Genomic DNA, 16,629 nt, shown 5'->3' with positions numbered 1-16,629 from the left:
CTCAGGACCGCCGGGTGGTCGCGCGCAGACCGCGGTACCAGCCGAGCACCCGGCGCTCGACCAGCTGGAACACGACGGAGAGCAGGAAGCCGAGCAGACCCAGGACGAGGATCCCGGTCCACATGTCGGGGATGGCGAAACTGCGCTGGAACTGGACGACGGTGAAGCCGATGCCGTTGTTCGCGGCGAACATCTCGCTGATGACCATCAGGATGATGCCGATCGACAGCGCCTGGCGCAGTCCGGCGAAGATCTGTGGGGCGGCCGACGGCAGCACCAGATGGCGCAGGCGGGCGACGCCCGTGACGCCGTACGAGCGTGCCGTCTCCAGCATCACCGAGTCGACCGCGCGCACGCCCTCCACGGTGTTGAGCAGGATGGGCCACACGCAGCCGCTCGCGATCACGACGATCTTCATCGTGTCGCCGATGCCCGCGAACAGCATGATGACCGGCACCAGTACGGGCGGCGGCACCGCTCGCAGGAACTCCAGGACCGGCTCACACACCGCGCGCACGGCCCGGTACGAGCCGATGACCGTGCCGAGCGCGACGCCGGCCAGGGCGGCGAGCGCGTAGCCCGCGAGGAGGCGGAGGAGGCTCGGTACGACGTCCGTGCGCAGGCGGTCGGCCGTCCAGACGTCCGGGAAGGTGTCGAGGATCGTCCGCAGGGGCGGCCAGAAGGGGTCGGTGCTGCCGGCTGACGCCGCCCACCACACCGTGACCAGGACGATGGGCAACGCGACGACGAACAGTGCTCTGAGCAGCAGCCGCCCGATCACACCGCCACCTCCCCGCGCACCGACTGGTGCCACGCCAACGCCCGCCGCTCCACCGTGCGCGCGCCGACGTTGATGAGCAGCCCCAGCAGTCCCGCCACCACGACCAGCGCGTACATCTCCGGCACCGCCTGCGAGGTCTGCGCCAGGGCGATCTGCTGGCCCAACCCTGGTGCCCCGATGACGAGTTCGGCGGTGATGGCGAGGATCAGCGCCACCGCGGCGGCCAGTCGCACGCCCGTCATGACGTACGGCAGCGCGGTCGGCCACAGCACATGGCGGACGCGGGCCCAGGTGCCGAGGCCGTACGAGCGTGCCGTCTCCTCGGCGACCGGGTCGACGTCCTGGACGCCGTACAGCGTCTGGATCAGCACCTGCCAGAAGGAGGCGTAGACGACGAGCAGGAGCACCGAGCGGAGTTCGGTGCCGTACAGCAGGACCGCCAGGGGGATCAGCGCCACCGAGGGGATCGGGCGCAGGAACTCGATCGTGGACGCCGTCGCCTCGCGCAGATACGGCACGACGGAGACGGCCACGCCCGCGACGACACCGGCGCAGACCGCGATGGCGAGGCCCAGCGCCCAGCCGGTGAGGGTGTCGCCGAGGGCCTGCCAGAAGGCGTCGTCGGAGAGTTCGTCGACGAGGGCCGAGGCGATACGGCTGGTCGGCGGGAAGTACGCCTCCTTGACCAGGCCGAGCCGCGGTACCGCCTCGCCCAGGGCGAGGAAGGCCGCGAGCCCGGCCGCACCGAGTGCCAGGTTCTTCACGGGAGCAGCGCGTCCAGGTCGGGCGTCTTCTTGAACAGGCCGTCCTCCTCGCCCAGTTTCATGAGGGCCTCGATGGAGGGGCGGTTCGCCTCGGCCGGCCACTTCGGCAGGACTACCTGCTCAAGGACCGACGCCGGGATCTTGGTGTACGTGGTGACGATCTGGCGGGCCTCGTCCGGGTGGGCCTCGGCGTAGGCGAGGGACTCGGCGGTGGCGTCCTGGAACTTCTTGACCACGTCCGGGTGTTGCTGGGCGTATTGCGTCGAGGTGAAGTACATCGCGACGGTGAGCTTCGGGGCGACGTCGATCAGCGGGGAGGCGATCTCCCGGCCGCCCTGGCTGCGGATGGTGGCCGTCGCCGGCTCGACCACGCACGCGGCGTCGATCTGGCCCTGGTCGAGGGCGGCGGGCATCTGATCGAAGGCCATCTCGACGAGGTCCACCTTGTCGGGGTCGCCGCCCGCCTCGCGCACCGCCTGCCGTACCGCGGTCTCGTTGATGTTCTTGAGCGTGTTGATGGCGACCTTCTTGCCCTCCAGCTCCTTCGCCGACTTGATGGGGCTGTCCTTCTTGACCATCAGGCCGTTGAAGTCCTTGCCCCGCACTCCGGTCGATGCGATGCCGTTGGCGACCGCCTTCACGGGAACGCCGTTGGACTGAGCCACCATCAGGGACGTCACATTGCTGAAGCCGAACTGGAACTGACCGCTAGTCACACCCGGCACGATCGCGGCACCGCCCTGCGCGGTGGTGAACTCCAGCTTCAGGCCCTGCTTCTCGAAGAAGCCCTTCTTCTGGCCGAGATAGAGCGGGGCGACATCGACGATCGGGATGAGCCCGAGCTTGACGGTGGTGATCCCGCCCGACGACGCTCCCGCGTCCGACGAACCGTCGTCGGACGAGCCACAGGCCGTCGCGACGAGCAGCAGGGCGCCGGTGGCGAGACCGGCGGACAGACGACGCATGGCTCCTCCTGTACAGACAACGGTGCAACGGTGTTCCGACAGGTTGTGCGCAAGGCGCACAGTAGTGCGCAGAGTTGCTCAGCGGGAAGGTAGAAGCCTCAAACGCATCCGGTCAATGGGTTCACCAAGGTTCGCCGACAACATTGTTGACACTTTTTGCTCTCTTCTGGAGGTGGCGATGTCCGCCGAAGCCCGCGCACCGCACTTCGTGAGGTCCTTCGAGCGGGGCCTCGCCGTCATCCGCTGCTTCGACGCCGACCATCCCGCGCGCACCCTCAGCGAGGTCGCCCACACCTGCGACCTGACCCGCGCCGCCGCCCGCCGACTGCTGCTGACCCTCGCCGACCTGGGCTATGTCCACCAGGACGGCCGCCACTTCCGCCTGACCCCGCGCGTCCTGGAACTCGGCTACTCCTACCTCGCCGGCTACACCCTGCCCCAGATCGCCGAACCGCATCTGGAGCAACTCGTCGCGCGCATACGGGAGTCGTCCTCGCTGTGCGTCCTCGACGGCGACGACATCGTGTACGTCGCCCGGGTGGCGACGCGGCGCATCATGACGGCGTCGATCACGGTCGGGACGCGCTTCCCGGCGTATGTGACCTCGGTGGGCCGGGTGATTCTCGCGCACCGGCCGGAGGAGGAGGTCGAAGTGCGGCTCGGGCAGGTCGAGTTGAAGCCGCTGACCGCGCGCACGCTCACCACTCCGGACGCCCTGCGGGCGGAGTTGCGCCGCGTCCGCCGGCAGGGTTACGCCGTCGTCGACCAGGAGTTGGAGGAAGGGCTGAGGTCGGTCGCCGCCCCGGTGCGGGACCGGGGCGGCGAGGTGGTCGCTGCCGTCAACATCGCCGTGCACGCCGGCCGCAACACCGTCGACTCCGTGCGCCGCGATCTGCTGCCGCCCCTGTTGGAGACGGTCGCCCGTATCGAGGCCGACCTGTGGATCACAGATCCAGGACCAGCCGCCGCCCCCGGCACCGCGACACACAGATCATCATCGTCTCGCCGCTCTCCTGCTCCTCCTTCGTGAGCACGGAGTCCCGGTGCTCCGGCGTCCCGTCGAGGACGTCGGTCTCGCAGGTCCCGCAGGTGCCCTCGGTGCAGGAGTAGAGCACCTCGATGCCGGCCGCCCGCACGGTGTCCAGCACGGAGACACCGGGTACGACGGTGAGCGTGCGCCCGCTCTGCGCCAGCTCGACCTCGAACTCCCCGTCCTCACCGGCGGGTTGCTCCTTCGGCTGGAACCGCTCGACACGCAGTACCCCGGCCGGGCACAGCTCCTCGACGGCATCGAGCAGCGGGCCGGGACCGCAGCAGTAGACGAGTGTGTCGCCGTCGCCGAGGACCGGGGCGAGGTCCAGCAGCCCGGTCTCGTCCTGCGGGGCGATGGTGACGCGGTCGCCGTACCGCGCCAGCTCCTCGACGAACGCCATGGACCGACGGGTCCGCCCGCCGTACAGCAGCGTCCACTCGGCGCCCGCCGCCTCGGCCGCCGCCAGCATGGGCAGGACCGGGGTGATGCCGATGCCACCCGCGATGAAGCGGTAGCGGGGGGCGGGCTCAAGGCGGAAGTGATTGCGGGGCCCGCGCACCCGGACCTTGTCGCCCGGTCCCAACTGCTCGTGCACATGCGCGGAACCGCCCCGCCCGTCCGGCTCCCTCAGCACGGCGATCCGCCAGACGTCACGGTCCGCCGGATCACCGCACAGCGAGTACTGCCGTTCCAGGTCCGGCCCGAGCACGACGTCGATGTGGGCGCCGGGCTCCCAGGAGGGGAGTGGTTCGCCGAGGGGATGGCGCAGGGTGAGGGCGAGGACGCCGTCGGCCACCAACTCCTTGTGACCGACGACGAGTTCGGCCTCGTACACCACGTCACTCATGAACTCGCACCTCGTGCCCCTGGGGGTGGGCGAGCATCCACTCCCACATCTCCACCGGGTCCTGCGCGGTGTGCTCGCGGCCGCAGTGACAGGTGCCGTGCAGGATGTCGGTGCCCGGCAGCCAGTCGATGCGGTAGATCTCTCCGGTCGGTGAGCTCACTGGACCTTCTCCACAGGCTTCGCGCCCTCCTCCACCAGCCGGGCGAGGATACGGCGGGCGGCCAGGCCACCGGTGTCGATGTTGATGCTGAGCTCCTGGTAGCCGTGGCGCTCGCTGCCGAGGGTGCGCTGGAGCAGGTTGAGGGCGGTGACGTCCTGCATCACGACCGTGTGGTTGTTGCTGCGCAGGAATTCGGTGACCTCGTCGTCGTCCGTCGCCCAGTCCCGGGAGACCGCCCAGAAGTCGTACACCTTGCCGTCGCCGGACGGGGTGATGGCGTAGGTGACCTCGGTGTGGAAGCCGCCCGGGTCGCTGCCGTCCGCCTCGGGCAGCACACCGACGGGTGCGACGCGGCTGTGCAGCAGATACAGACAGGGGGCGTGGTACTCGATGTCCTGCCAGCGGTTGATCCGCCCCTCGATCCCGGTCGACTTGGCGTAGAACGGCGGGCACTCGGCGTCGTCCATGTGCCGGCTGACCCGGACGATGCCAGCCCCCTCGTCGACCTCCGTGGTGATCGGGGTCTCGGCGACCTCGGGGGTGCCGATGTAGCCGCCGTGGAGGTAGGTCTCGTGGGAGAGGTCGAGGAGGTTGTCGACCAGCAGGCCGTAGTCGCAGTCGATGGGCTCCATGCCGCGCACGGTGACCCAGCCGGGGGAGTCCAGGTGCCGGGCCCGCGGGATGCCCTGCGGGTCGGCGAGCGCCGGGTCGCCGATCCACACCCAGATCAGGGAGTCCTGCTCGACCACCGGGTACGAGGCGACGCGCGCCGTACGCGGGACGCGTTTCTGCCCCGGCACATACACACACGTGCCGGTCGTGTCATACGTGAACCCGTGGTACCCGCACACGATCCGGTCGCCGTCGAGGCGGGTCGGGGCCTCGGACAGCGGGTACCGGCGGTGCACACACCGGTCGTGCAGCACGACCGGCGTCCCTTCCTCCTCCGTGCGGTAGAGAACGAGGGTCTCCCCGAGGATGGTCCGGCCGAGCAGCTCCCGGTCGACCTCATGGCTGTAGGCGGCGACGTACCACTGATTCCTGGCGAACGCGGTGGTGTGCGGCATCGTTGCGGCTCCCGTCTGTCTGCTGTGCTGGCATCGTCCGGAAGCCCGCCACCGCGCCGCAACACCTCTTCCGCCTCACGGAAGGAGCCGGGGAATCCGCCGCGTCACGCCGAGTGCTGGTACGCCGGATAGGTCAGATACCCGTTGTCGGCGCCCTCGAAGTACGTCGCCTCGTCGGCGGGGGCGATCGGCAGGCCGGTGCGCAGGCGTTCCACCAGGTCGGGGTTGGCGATGAAGGCACGTCCGAAGCTGATCAGGTCGGCGCCCAGGCCGAGCCAGTGGTCCGCTTCGGCGCGGCCGGTCTGCTTGGGGCCCATGGGCAGCACCGGGTTCATCACGAGGGTGCCGGGCCAGGTCCGGCGCAGGCCGAGGAGGGTCTCCTCGTCGGTGGTGGCCTCCAGGTGGACGTAGGCCAGGCGGAGGCGGGACAGCTCCGTCAGGAGCTCGGTGTAGAGCTCGGGCACATCGGTCTCCTCGATGCCCCAGAAGGGGCCGCCGGGAGAGAGCCGGATCCCGGTCCGCTCCGCACCCACGGCGTCGACGGTCGCGGCGGCCGCCTCGACCGCGAACCTGATCCGGTTGGCCACCGAGCCTCCGTAGCGGTCGGTGCGCAGGTTGGCGTTGGGGGAGAGGAACTGCGAGATCAGATAGCCGTTGGCGCCGTGGAGCTCCACACCGTCGAAACCGGCGTCGACCGCGCGGCGTGCGGCATCCGCGTACGACCGTATGTGCTCGGGCACTTCGGCCGTGGCCAGCGCGCGCGGAACCGGAGCGGGCTTCCGGCCGCCGGGCGTGAACACCTCGCCGACCGCCGCGACGGCCGAGGGCCCGACGGGCCGCAGCCCGGTGGTGTCGGGGTGCGACACCCGGCCTCCATGCATGATCTGGGCGAAGATCCGGCCGCCGTTGGTGTGCACGGCGTCGGTCACCGGGCGCCAGGCCGCGACCTGATCGTCGGTGTACAGACCCGGTGTGCCCGGGTTGGACTGGCCGATCAGGCTCGGCTGCACCCCCTCGCTGACGATCAGGCCCGCCGATGCCCGCTGGGCGTAGTAGCGCGCCATCGAGGGCGTCGCCAGTCCGCCCGTGCCGGCCCGTACCCGGGTCATCGGGGCCATCACCACCCGGTTGGGCAGGGCCAGTTCGCCGAGCCGGTGTCCGGAGAAGAGGGTCGTCACGTCATGTCTCCTTCGCGTTCCCGCGTGATCCGCCGTGCCCCGGTCGGGGACACGCCGGTTACGCTAAAACCTGACATTGACGTCAGAGGCAAGGGTTGTGCTCCGGATCACATCAGGGAGGGTGGCATGCGCATCGGCGAGCTCGCGGCACGGGCCGGGGTCAGCGTCCGGTCCCTGCGCTACTACGAGGAACAGGGCCTGCTCACCAGCGCCCGCAGCGCCAGCGGACAGCGGCACTACACGGAGGGCCAAGTCGAGCGGGTCGGTTTCCTCCAGCGGATGTACGCCGCGGGCCTGTCCAGCCGGACCATCGCCGAACTGCTGCCGTGCGTCGACTCACCCAGCGAGGCGACGTCCGACGCCGCGCTGGAGCGGATGGCCGAGGAACGCGAACGGCTCTCCGAGCACATCGAGGACCTCATCCGCACCCGGGAGGCCCTCGACATCCTGATGGCAACGAACCGGGCCCATCGCGAGGGGCTGAAACCGGCCGTGGCACGCTAGCCCCCCGGATCGAGCCGCCCGCAAGGAGCCCACGTGACGTACGACATCACCGCCCTGCGCTCCCAGTTCCCCGCGCTGGCCGCCGGAATCGCCCACTTCGACGGCCCCGGCGGCACCCAGACCCCCGAACCCGTCATCCGGGCCATCACCGACGCGCTTGCCGGCCCTCTGTCGAACCGGGGCCGGGTCACACCGGGGGAGCGTCACGCGGACGCCCTAGTCACACAGGCCCGCCAGGCCCTGGCCGACCTCCTGGGCGCACAGCTCTCGGGCATCGTCTTCGGCCGCAGTGCCACCCAGCTCACCTACGAGTTCTCCCGTACCCTCGCCAAGACCTGGTCACCGGGCGACGAGGTGCTCGTCACCCGCCTCGACCACGACGCCAACATCCGCCCCTGGGTCCAGGCGGCCGATGCGGCCGGGGCCGTCGTGCGGTGGGCCGACTTCGACCCCGCGACCGGGGAGCTGACCGTCGACGACATCCGCGCCGTGCTCTCGGAACGCACCCGGCTGGTCGCCGTCACCGCGGCCTCCAACCTGATCGGCACACGCCCCGCGATCGCCGAGATCTCCGCACTGGCCCACGACGCCGGAGCGCTCACCTACATCGACGGCGTGCACCACACCGCCCACGCGCTGGTCGATGTGGAGCGGCTCGGCGCCGACTTCTACGTCTGCTCGCCGTACAAGTTCCTCGGCCCGCACCACGGAGTGCTCGCCGCCCGCGAGGAGTTGCTGCAGACCCTGCGGCCGGACAAGCTGCTGCCGTCCACGGACCAGGTCCCCGAGCGCTTCGAACTGGGCACTCTGCCCTATGAGTTCCTCGCCGGCACCCGCGCGGCGGTCGACTTCCTGGCCGACCTCGACCCGAGCGCACCGGGCACCCGACGACAGCGCCTGACGGCTTCCTACGCCGCGCTCGAAGCACACGAGCGGGTCCTGCGCACACGCATCGACGAGGGACTGTCCTCCCTCGACGGCGTCACCGTCCACTCCAGGGCGGCCGACCGCACACCCACCGTGCTGCTGACGTTCGACGGTCACAGCACGGTGGACGCGTACGCCTACCTCGGTGAGCGCGGTGTCCAGGCCCCCTCGGGCTCCTTCTACGCCATCGAGGCCTCCCGCCGACTCGGCCTCCAGGACACCGGCGGCCTGCGGATCGGCCTCGCGCCCTACAACAGCACGGAGGACGTCGACCGGCTCCTCACCGGGTTGTCCGAGTTCCTGGGCCGCTGAGGAGCTCCGAGGGGTCGGTCAGAGTGCCGCCGCCGCGCCGCGCAGGTTCTTGGCGGCCAGGGCGAGGCCCTCGGTCTGGGAGAAGGCGGCGTCCTCGTGCTCGATGTTCACGGCCATGTCCGGGTCGACCTCGGCGAGGGCGCGCAGGAACTCGGTCCAGAACGGGACATCGTTGCCGAGGCCGACGGCGACGAACTTCCACGCCGGGTTCTCGGGCCAGGCGTTGCACCAGAAGCCGTAGCCCGTGGGGACCTTGCCCTCGGCGTCGGCCGGGACCCGGGTGAACGACGTGTCCAGTACGCCGCGGATATCGGCGCCGGGGCAGAGGGTGGCGTCCTTCGCGGCGGCGTGGAACACCAGCGGGCCCAGCCACTTGATGGAGGCGATGACATCCATGCCCTGCCACATCAGGTGGGAGGGGTCCATCTCGGCGCCGACGTTGGTCAGACCGCCCGCGTCGACCAGCCGCTTCAAAGTCACCGGGGAGAAGACGAGGTTGTGCGGGTGCATCTCGATGGCGACCCGGACGTCGTTCTCCCGCGCGAGGGCGTCGATCTCCTTCCAGAACTCGACGGCCACGCCCCACTGGTAATCCAGTACGTCCATGTAGACGCCGTCCCACGGGTTGACGACCCAGGACGGGTACTTGGCGTCCGGGTCGGAGCCCGGGGTGCCGGACATGGTGACGACGTGCCTGACGCCGAGCAGGCCGGCGAGGCGGATGGTGCGGCGCAGGTCGTCGGCGTGCTTCGGGCCGACGCCGGGGAGTGGGTTGAGCGGGTTGCCGTTGCAGTTGAGGCCGGTCAGTTCCATGCCTCGGTCGGCGAAGGTCGCCAGGTACTCCTCGCGGGCGGTGGCCGAGGACAGGAGCAGGTCGACGGGGCAGTGCGGGGACGGGATGAAGCCGCCGGTGTTGACCTCGACCGAGGTCAGCCCGTTCTCCTTGAGGATGTCGAGGGCCTCGGTGAGGGTGCGGTCGTGCAGACAGGCGGTGTAGGCGCCGAGCTTGAGAGCCATGTTCGTTTCCTTCGGGGGCGGGGGTTCAGGCGAGGGGCGGGACGGCGACGGCGGCGCCGTCCTTGCGGGAGGACTCGACGATGGCCTGGATGATCTCCATCGTCCGCAGCGCGTCGGCGAAGGTGGCGCAGGCCGGCAGCGGTTCGACGACCCCGGCGACCTGGTCGAGGAAGGCGCGGGCCTGGTAGGTGAAGTTGTCGCCGTTGGAGGCGCCGACACCCGGAGCCTCCATCGGGACGCCACCCGCGAAGTACGGCAGCTGCGGACCGGCGATGACCTGCCGGGCACCGCGTGTGCGGGCCTCGGGCTGGGCGTCGTCGAAGAGGTACTCTGCGGGCCGGTGCTGGTCGAACGCGGCCCGGCCGCCGACGCCGAGGACGTCGAAGAACAGGCCGTTGGGAAGGCCGAAGCCCGTGCGCGTCACCGAGAAGGTGCCGACGAGGCCGGACTCGAAGCGGGCGGTGAAGGTCGCGGTGTCCTCGTTCTCGACCTCCCCGAACTCGTCGGACACGGGAGCCGCGTTGTGCCCGACGACCGCGCCCAGCGGCAGCGGACGCTTGGTGATCTGCGTGGAGAGCGACGCGCCGGACACGGACGCTATGGGCCCGGCGACATACTCGGCGACATCGATGACGTGCGAGCCGACGTCCCCGAGCGCGCCGGAACCCGGGTCGCCCTTGAAGCGCCAGCTCAGCGGGCCGTTCGGGTCGGTGGCGTAGTCGCACCAGTAGCGCCCGCTGAACAGCGTCAGATCACCGAACTCGGAGCGCTGGACATGCTCACGGATCGCCGCGATGCCGGGCGCGCGGCGGAACGTATAGCCGACGGACGTCACGACCTCCGCCGTCCGCTCCAACTCGGCCATCGCCCGGGCGTCCTCCATCGAACCGGCCAGCGGCTTCTCACACAGCACGTGCTTGCCGGCCGCGACCAGCGCCTCCGCGATCGGCCGGTGCAGCGCATTGCCTACGACGATGCTGACGGCGTCGATCGTCGAGTCCTCGACCACAGCCTCCCAACTCGGCAGGGCCTTCTCGAAGCCGTAGCGGCGAGCGGCGTCCTCGGCCAGCGCGACATTGGCGTCGGCGACAGCGGCCAGGCGGACCGGCGGCAGACCGGCGCCGAAGACCGTGTTCACATTGCGGTATCCGGCGGCGTGACTGCGGCCGGCCATACCGGCTCCGATGACCGCGACGGACAGGGGTTTGGGGGTGGTGGCCATGGCGGTGCCTTTCACTGACGAAGTGGGGGGCAGCCGGCGTGCTGCCGACGGAAGTGGGACTCGATGGGGAGACAGGGAACTCAGCTGGACGTGGGGAAGCGGCGGAGTGCCGACCCAGTCGACTTAAAGCGCTTCAAAAACTTGGCAGTACGATGCCCTGCGCTAAATGTCATGTCAATAGGTTGTCAGGAGTGATTGGCCAGATACTGGGCGATCTTCTCCCGCATGAACAGCGACGACTCCCTGGCCCGGTCCTCCCAGGCGAAGACGCACGCCGTGAGGGTGCCGTCGAAGCCGTTCGCGCGCAGCTCGTGGAAGAGCTCGTCGAAGTCGACCTCGCCCTCCCCGATGTCCAGGTGCTGATGGACCCGGGCCGCTGTGCCGGGCGGGTTGAGGATGTAGCGGTTGCCGGAGGACGCCGTGTGGTCGAGTACGTCGGCGAGATGGACGTGGGTGAGGAGTTCACCCGCGTACTTGATGATGCCGGGGGCGTCGTTGCCGATGTGGAAGGTGTGCGGCGCGCAGTAAAGGAAGCTGACGTTGGGGTGGTTGATACCCCGGATCAGATTGACCGCGTCGAAGCCGTTCTCGATGAAATCGTCGGGGTGCGGCTCCAGGGCGAGGCGGATGCCCTCGCGCTCGAACACCGGCAGCAGCTCGTCCATCGACTTCCAGAACTGGGCCTCGCTGCGGTCGGGTTCCTCGGGTCGCCCGTTGAACTCCGAGATCATGCTGTTCACGCCGAGGTCCGCGGCGATCTGGATGGAACGCTTCCAGTACCGCACGGCGGCCTGCCGGGCGTCCTCGTCGGGGCCGGACCAGCGGAACAGCGGCAGGACCGAGGAGATCCCGACACCGGCCGAGTCCAGCGCCTTGCGGAACTTCCGCACCGTCGCGTCGTCCACGCGGGGGTGGCGGAAGAAGGGGATGAAGTCTTCCCGGGGGGACAGCTCGATCCACTCATAGCCCAACTCGGCCACCGCGGCGGGCAGTTCGAGGAGGGGTACGTGGCGGATCATGTACGGGTCGAGGGCGATCTTCATGAGGGAATGCCTTCGGATCGAGTAGGTGTCTGTTCAGGAGGCGGTCGCGGTGAGGTCGGACTCCTCGGGGAGTTCTTCGACGTCGACGCCGCGGACCTGGGCCAGCTCGTGCTTGAGTGCGGTGAGTTCGGTGCCGCCGGCCATGTGGTTGGTGAGCTCTTCGAGGCTGACCTCGTCGCGGGAGGCGTTGAGCTCCATGGTGCCCAGGCGCAGGACGCTGAAGTGGTCGCCGACCATGTAGGCGTGGTGGGGGTTGTGGGTGATGAAGATGACGCCCAGGCCCCGGTCGCGGGCGGCGGCGATGTACTTCAGCACCACACCCGACTGCTTGACGCCGAGCGCGGCGGTCGGCTCGTCGAGGATGAGGACGCGGGCGCCGAAGTACACGGCGCGGGCGATCGCCACGCACTGGCGCTGGCCACCGGAGAGGGTGCCGATGGGCTGTTCCAGGTCGTCCAGGACGATGCCCATCTCACGCAATTCGTGATCGGCGGTCTTCTTCATCTTCTCGATGTCGAGACGGCGTACGGGCCAGGGGCCCTTGGTCATCTCGGAGCCGAGGAAGAAGTTGCGCCACACCGGCATCAGGGGCACGACGGCCAGGTCCTGGTAGACCGTGGCGATGCCCTTGTCCAACGCCTCGCGGGGGGTGGAGAAGCGGACCGGCCGGCCGTCGACGAGGAACTCGCCCTCGGTGTGCTGGTGCAGCCCGGAGATGATCTTGATGAGGGTGGACTTGCCCGCGCCGTTGTCACCGAGGACGCAGGTGACCTGGTTGGGGAACACCTTCAGGTCCACGCCGTGCAGGGCACGGATATTGCCGTACGCCTTGCCGGTGGACCTGAGCTCGACGACGGGGGAGTCGTTCGTGGTTGTCATCGCGGTCACCTCCTGGTCGCCGTGCGGCTGACCCACAGATTGATCAGGGTGGCGCCGAGGAGCATCACGCCGAGGAAGGCCTTGAACCAGTCCGGGTTCCAGCCGGCGTAGACGATGCCCTGCTGGACCATGCCGAACATGAAGGCACCGAAGACCGGGCCGATGGCGGAACCGGCGCCACCGGTCAGCAGGCAGCCGCCGATGACCGCCGCGGCGATGTAGATCAGCTCCTGGCCGACGCCCTCACCGGACTGGACGGTGTTGAAGGCGAAGAGCTGGTGCATGCCGACGAACCAGGCGCCGAAGCCGACCAGCATGAAGAGCGAGATCTTCGTGAAGGTCACCGGGACACCGACGGCCCGCGCGGACTCCTTGTTGCCGCCGACGGCGAAGATCCAGTTGCCGTACTTCGTGCGGATGAGCACCCAGGTCGCCAGCGCGGCGAAGACCAGCCACCACACCACCGTGATCTTCACCTGGACGCCGCCGACGTCGAAGGACGAGGCGAAGATCGCCTTGGCCTGGTCGAAGCCGTCCATGTCCTGGATGTCGTCGGTGGCGACGTTGCCGGTGACCAGCTTGGTCACCGCGAGGTTGACGCCCTGGAGGATCAGGAAGGTGCCGAGGGTGACCAGGAAGCTGGGCAGTCCGGTCTTCACCAGCAGCCAGCCGTTGAAGAATCCGACCGCGAGGGACACGACCAGGGCGACGATCACACCGACCCAGACGTTCATGCTCAGTTGATACGCGGTCATGCTGGCCGTCAGCGCCGAGGTGATCACCGCGACACCGGCGGACAGGTCGAACTCGCCGCCGATCATCAGCAGGGCCACGGGCAGCGCCATGATCCCGATCGTCGACGACTGGTACAGGATGTTGGCCATCGAACTGCCGTCACGGACCGGGGGCGCCGCGACCAGGAAGAACACGAACACCGCGACGGCACCGAGGAAGACGCCGATCTCGGGACGGGCGAGCAGCCGAAGCGCCAACGGGCGCTGCTTGGTTCGCCCGTCTCGCTCCATGCCGGGGCCGGAGGCCGGCGGTGTGGTCACCGCCGGCTCAGCCTGTTGCGTCATGCCCATCACCGGGTGCCCTTCGCGGCGAACACGCCGATGGCGTCGACGTTGGACTTGTCGACGAACGCCGGGCCGGTCAGGATCGGCGCCTCGCCGCCGCCCATGTAGTTGCCGTTGTTCTTGTAGAGCCACAGGGAGTCGACGGCGAGGTAGCCCTGGAGGTAGGGCTGCTGGTCGACGGCGAACTCGATGGTGCCGTCCTTGATGGCCGCGATGAGTTCCTTGTTGAGGTCGAAGGTGGCGATCTTCGCCTTGCTGCCGGTCTCGTCGACCGACTGCGCGGCCGTCAGCGCGACCGGGGCGGCGAGCGTGACCACCTGGTCGATGGAGGAGTCCTGCTTGAGCTTGGCGGTGATCGTCGACTTCACCGAGGGCATGTCGGCGCCGTTGACATAGAGCTTGTCGGTCTTGCCCTTGAAGCCCTTCTCCACACCGGCGCAGCGCTGCTCCAGATTGACGGCGCCCTGGACCTGGACCACGCACAGGGCGTGCTTGGCGCCGGTGTCGTCGAGCTTGGTGCCGAGTGCCTCGCCGGAGATGGTCTCGTCCTGGCCGAAGAAGGACAGCAGGCCCTGCTTCTGCCACTCGGACATGCCGGCGTTGAAGCCGATGACGGGGATGCCGGCCTTGACCGCCTTGGCGACGACGTCCTTGAGAGCGTCGGGCTTGGCGAGGGTGACCGCGATGCCGTCGACTTTCTGGTCGATCGCGTTCTGCACGAGGTTCGCCTGGTCGGCGGCGGTCTCGTCGTTGGAGTAGATCAGCTTGACGTTGTCCTTGGCCGCGGCGACCTCGGCGCCCTTGCGGATGGTGTCCCAGAAGGTGTCGCCGGAGGGCGCGTGGGTGACCATCGCGATCGTCATCCGGGGCGTGGTGGCCTTGCCCGCGGACACGCCGCTGTCGGCGTCCTCCGCCTTCTTCCCGCCGGAGCTGCTGGAACAGCCGGCGAGGACCAGCGTGGCCGCGGCGGCCACGGCCACGGCGGGGACGAGTCTGCGGGGGAGGGGGAGGAACGTACGGCTCATGGTGCGTGCACCTCACTGTGCGGCGGGGCGGGGAGGGGTCCGGTGGCTGTGGAGTGGCCGGATCGACTTTGTCGGTACAACAGGATGTTTTAAAGCGCTTTAAGTCCTGGTACTATCAATCCGGTTTCACGGATGTGTCAAGGGTGTTGCGCCAGGAGATCTGCCCGGGAGGTCCAAGTGGGGGATGTCGATTCCGGGCGTCAACGTAAGGGCACGGGCTCGAACAAGCGCCCGCGGCTGGAGGACGTGGCCGCCCGGGTGGGTGTGTCCACCGCTTCCGTGTCCCTGGTGCTGCGCGGTGTGGCCGGACCCAGCGAGCGCACCCGGGAGCGGGTCCTGAAGGCCGCCGCCGACCTGGGCTATCAGGTGGACCGCACCGCCAGCACCCTCGCCAGCAGGCGCAGCCGGCTGCTCGGCGTGCTGGTCGACATCCACAGCCCCTTCCACGCCGAACTGGTCGAGCATCTGCACATCGCCGCCGAGGAGGTCGGCTACGACCTGGTCCTGAGCACCCAGACCCGCACCCGCGACCAGAACACCGCCATCGAGACCCTGCTGGCGTTCCGCAGCGAGGCCCTCATCCTGCTCGCCCCGTCCGCCCCCGCCGACACCCTCGCCGCCCTGGACCGCAAGGCACCCGTCATCGTCGTCGGCCGCCGTATCGCCGAGGGGGAGCTGGACGTCGTGCGCACCGCCGACGACGACGGCGTCGGCCAGATCGTCGACCACCTGGTGGGCCTCGGCCATCGGGCGATCGCCTACGTCGACGGCGGCAAGGGCGTGATCGCCACGGACCGGCGCCGCGGCTACCGCACCGCCATGCGCCGGCACGGCCTGGACGAGCACATCAGGGTGCTGCGCGGAGACCACACCGAGGCGTCAGGGGAGCGGGCCGCCCGTCACCTCATCGACTCCGGCGACCTCCCCACGGCCGTCGTCGCCTACAACGACCAGTGCGCCATCGGCGTCCTCACCGCCCTCACCCGGGCTGGAGTCGCCGTGCCCGCCGAGGTGTCCGTGGCCGGCTACGACGACGACACGCTGTCCCGCCTGAGCTGCTTCAATCTGACCACCGTCAGCCAGGGCGCCCGCGAACAGGCGCGGTACGCGGTCGCCGCCGCGGTGGAACGCCTGGACCAGGACCGCGAGGAGCCCCGCGAGGTGGTCCTCACCCCGGAGCTCGTGGTGCGCGGGAGCATCGCCGAGCCGCGCGAAGGCTGACCCGGGACCCGGGGGGCCTTCAGCCCAGGGTCGGTTCGAAGGTGATGCCCAGGTGCCGGAGGAGGCCTTCACGCTGCTCCGCCGTGGCCAGGACCATGAAGTCGTCGTCGAGGTGCGGGCCTTCCTGCTCGACACAGCGGAAGTCCCGGGGGTCGTCATCGGGGCTGAGCGCTTCGATGGCCTGCCGCGCCGCTCCCATGTCGAGATAGTCGTTGGACTCCTGCTCGATGCCGAAGGAGAGGGGCTCGCCGTTGCGCTTGAAGTGCATCGTGCCCAGGCCGCAGTCCTCGTCGTCCGGGTAGGACTTCTCGAACCGGTAGTCGGAGACGGTGACCTTGCCGCCGGTGAGCGCCGCGGCCTCGTCCAGGAGCCAGTCGTAGTGCTCGTCGGCGAAGTCGACGTCCTCGGAGTGGATGGACACGGCGACACCGAAGGACTCGAGGGCACCGGCGACTTCGTGCCGCCGGTCGATCGGCCCGGTCGCGTAGGAGACGGCCTCCTCCAGGACGCCGCAGGCCTTGTCCGCGGTGATCATGCCGAGGCCGGTGAGAACCTCGGCTATCCGTACGTAGGTGATCGCCTGGGTGTTCGCCACGCGGGCATCC

The 16,629-nt window shown here is 69.4% G+C and carries 18 protein-coding genes; 4 read left to right on the top strand and 14 right to left on the bottom strand.

Features of this window, described 5'->3' with window-relative positions; genetic code table 11:
* Position 1 precedes the first annotated feature (1 nt).
* From IE325_RS00885 to IE325_RS00875, 3 genes are read right to left on the bottom strand one after another with little or no spacing between them, the layout of a single operon-like run.
* Complete coding sequence (locus tag IE325_RS00885) at positions 2–778, bottom strand: ABC transporter permease (RefSeq protein ID WP_190068468.1); 777 nt, start codon at positions 776–778, stop codon at positions 2–4.
* Entirely contained in the window at positions 778–1,545 is a 768-nt protein-coding gene (locus tag IE325_RS00880; protein ID WP_190067673.1) for an ABC transporter permease, read from the bottom strand. Before IE325_RS00880 ends, IE325_RS00885 begins: the two co-directional genes overlap by 1 nt.
* Positions 1,542–2,510 (bottom strand): ABC transporter substrate-binding protein, encoded by a 969-nt coding sequence (locus IE325_RS00875; protein ID WP_190067672.1) that lies wholly within the window; start codon positions 2,508–2,510, stop codon positions 1,542–1,544. Before IE325_RS00875 ends, IE325_RS00880 begins: the two co-directional genes overlap by 4 nt.
* A gap of 178 nt (positions 2,511–2,688) precedes the next feature.
* Here IE325_RS00875 and IE325_RS00870 point away from each other — a divergent pair, with 178 nt between their 5' ends.
* Positions 2,689–3,540, top strand: a complete 852-nt coding sequence (locus IE325_RS00870; RefSeq protein ID WP_190067671.1) for an IclR family transcriptional regulator domain-containing protein — start codon at positions 2,689–2,691, stop codon at positions 3,538–3,540.
* Here IE325_RS00870 and IE325_RS00865 read toward each other — a convergent pair.
* The 4 genes from IE325_RS00865 to IE325_RS00850 all read right to left on the bottom strand — a co-directional run bounded on the left by IE325_RS00865 (position 3,455) and on the right by IE325_RS00850 (position 6,795).
* Positions 3,455–4,390, bottom strand: a complete 936-nt coding sequence (locus IE325_RS00865; protein WP_190067670.1) for a PDR/VanB family oxidoreductase — start codon at positions 4,388–4,390, stop codon at positions 3,455–3,457. The genes IE325_RS00870 and IE325_RS00865 overlap by 86 nt on opposite strands.
* On the bottom strand, positions 4,383–4,550 hold the full coding sequence (locus IE325_RS00860; protein ID WP_190067669.1) for a hypothetical protein: 168 nt from the start codon (positions 4,548–4,550) through the stop codon (positions 4,383–4,385). Before IE325_RS00860 ends, IE325_RS00865 begins: the two co-directional genes overlap by 8 nt.
* Positions 4,547–5,617, bottom strand: a complete 1,071-nt coding sequence (locus IE325_RS00855) for an aromatic ring-hydroxylating dioxygenase subunit alpha (RefSeq protein ID WP_190067668.1) — start codon at positions 5,615–5,617, stop codon at positions 4,547–4,549. Before IE325_RS00855 ends, IE325_RS00860 begins: the two co-directional genes overlap by 4 nt.
* 104 nt (positions 5,618–5,721) lie before the next feature.
* Complete coding sequence (locus IE325_RS00850) at positions 5,722–6,795, bottom strand: alkene reductase (protein WP_190067667.1); 1,074 nt, start codon at positions 6,793–6,795, stop codon at positions 5,722–5,724.
* Between the two features lie 126 nt (positions 6,796–6,921).
* On the opposite strand from IE325_RS00850, the gene IE325_RS00845 reads away from it, so the two are divergent.
* Together IE325_RS00845 and IE325_RS00840 are read left to right on the top strand one after the other, a co-directional pair.
* Complete coding sequence (locus IE325_RS00845; RefSeq protein WP_190067666.1) at positions 6,922–7,299, top strand: MerR family transcriptional regulator; 378 nt, start codon at positions 6,922–6,924, stop codon at positions 7,297–7,299.
* Between the two features lie 33 nt (positions 7,300–7,332).
* Positions 7,333–8,538, top strand: coding sequence for a cysteine desulfurase-like protein (locus IE325_RS00840; protein WP_190067665.1), 1,206 nt, complete (start codon positions 7,333–7,335; stop codon positions 8,536–8,538).
* A gap of 18 nt (positions 8,539–8,556) precedes the next feature.
* On the opposite strand, the gene IE325_RS00835 is transcribed toward IE325_RS00840, so the two are convergent.
* From IE325_RS00835 to IE325_RS00810, 6 genes are all read right to left on the bottom strand, one after another.
* Positions 8,557–9,555 (bottom strand): sugar phosphate isomerase/epimerase family protein, encoded by a 999-nt coding sequence (locus IE325_RS00835; RefSeq protein ID WP_190067664.1) that lies wholly within the window; start codon positions 9,553–9,555, stop codon positions 8,557–8,559.
* A gap of 25 nt (positions 9,556–9,580) precedes the next feature.
* A complete protein-coding gene (locus tag IE325_RS00830; RefSeq protein WP_190067663.1) occupies positions 9,581–10,777 on the bottom strand; it encodes a Gfo/Idh/MocA family protein in 1,197 nt (398 codons plus the stop codon).
* Positions 10,778–10,962: 185 nt separating this feature from the next.
* Positions 10,963–11,820, bottom strand: coding sequence for a sugar phosphate isomerase/epimerase family protein (locus tag IE325_RS00825; RefSeq protein WP_190067662.1), 858 nt, complete (start codon positions 11,818–11,820; stop codon positions 10,963–10,965).
* A gap of 33 nt (positions 11,821–11,853) precedes the next feature.
* On the bottom strand, positions 11,854–12,699 hold the full coding sequence (locus tag IE325_RS00820) for an ATP-binding cassette domain-containing protein (protein ID WP_190067661.1): 846 nt from the start codon (positions 12,697–12,699) through the stop codon (positions 11,854–11,856).
* A gap of 5 nt (positions 12,700–12,704) precedes the next feature.
* On the bottom strand, positions 12,705–13,784 hold the full coding sequence (locus IE325_RS00815) for an ABC transporter permease (RefSeq protein ID WP_190067660.1): 1,080 nt from the start codon (positions 13,782–13,784) through the stop codon (positions 12,705–12,707).
* Positions 13,784–14,803, bottom strand: a complete 1,020-nt coding sequence (locus tag IE325_RS00810; protein ID WP_190067659.1) for a sugar ABC transporter substrate-binding protein — start codon at positions 14,801–14,803, stop codon at positions 13,784–13,786. The genes IE325_RS00815 and IE325_RS00810 overlap by 1 nt, the downstream gene beginning before the upstream one ends.
* Positions 14,804–14,980: 177 nt before the next feature.
* Here IE325_RS00810 and IE325_RS00805 point away from each other — a divergent pair, with 177 nt between their 5' ends.
* Positions 14,981–16,024, top strand: coding sequence for a LacI family DNA-binding transcriptional regulator (locus IE325_RS00805; RefSeq protein ID WP_229911601.1), 1,044 nt, complete (start codon positions 14,981–14,983; stop codon positions 16,022–16,024).
* A 19-nt stretch (positions 16,025–16,043) separates the two neighbouring features.
* On the opposite strand, the gene IE325_RS00800 is transcribed toward IE325_RS00805, so the two are convergent.
* On the bottom strand, positions 16,044–16,619 hold the full coding sequence (locus tag IE325_RS00800; RefSeq protein ID WP_190067657.1) for a hypothetical protein: 576 nt from the start codon (positions 16,617–16,619) through the stop codon (positions 16,044–16,046).
* Positions 16,620–16,629 lie beyond the last annotated feature (10 nt).

The sequence above is a fragment of the Streptomyces lanatus genome, from assembly GCF_014655715.1.
Classification (GTDB): Bacteria; Actinomycetota; Actinomycetes; order Streptomycetales; family Streptomycetaceae; genus Streptomyces; species Streptomyces lanatus.
Note: the sequence above shows the minus strand (reverse complement) of the source record. Positions and strands in the feature narration are given on the sequence as shown.

Coding starts and splice junctions, on each gene's coding strand:
- IE325_RS00870 (WP_190067671.1), top strand. CDS start 2,689: ATGTCCGCCGAAGCCCGCGCACCGCACTTCGTGAGGTCCTTCGAGCGG.
- IE325_RS00865 (WP_190067670.1), bottom strand. CDS start 4,390: ATGAGTGACGTGGTGTACGAGGCCGAACTCGTCGTCGGTCACAAGGAG.
- IE325_RS00845 (WP_190067666.1), top strand. CDS start 6,922: ATGCGCATCGGCGAGCTCGCGGCACGGGCCGGGGTCAGCGTCCGGTCC.
- IE325_RS00815 (WP_190067660.1), bottom strand. CDS start 13,784: ATGGGCATGACGCAACAGGCTGAGCCGGCGGTGACCACACCGCCGGCC.
- IE325_RS00835 (WP_190067664.1), bottom strand. CDS start 9,555: ATGGCTCTCAAGCTCGGCGCCTACACCGCCTGTCTGCACGACCGCACC.
- IE325_RS00825 (WP_190067662.1), bottom strand. CDS start 11,820: ATGAAGATCGCCCTCGACCCGTACATGATCCGCCACGTACCCCTCCTC.
- IE325_RS00830 (WP_190067663.1), bottom strand. CDS start 10,777: ATGGCCACCACCCCCAAACCCCTGTCCGTCGCGGTCATCGGAGCCGGT.
- IE325_RS00820 (WP_190067661.1), bottom strand. CDS start 12,699: ATGACAACCACGAACGACTCCCCCGTCGTCGAGCTCAGGTCCACCGGC.
- IE325_RS00855 (WP_190067668.1), bottom strand. CDS start 5,617: ATGCCGCACACCACCGCGTTCGCCAGGAATCAGTGGTACGTCGCCGCC.
- IE325_RS00875 (WP_190067672.1), bottom strand. CDS start 2,510: ATGCGTCGTCTGTCCGCCGGTCTCGCCACCGGCGCCCTGCTGCTCGTC.
- IE325_RS00810 (WP_190067659.1), bottom strand. CDS start 14,803: ATGAGCCGTACGTTCCTCCCCCTCCCCCGCAGACTCGTCCCCGCCGTG.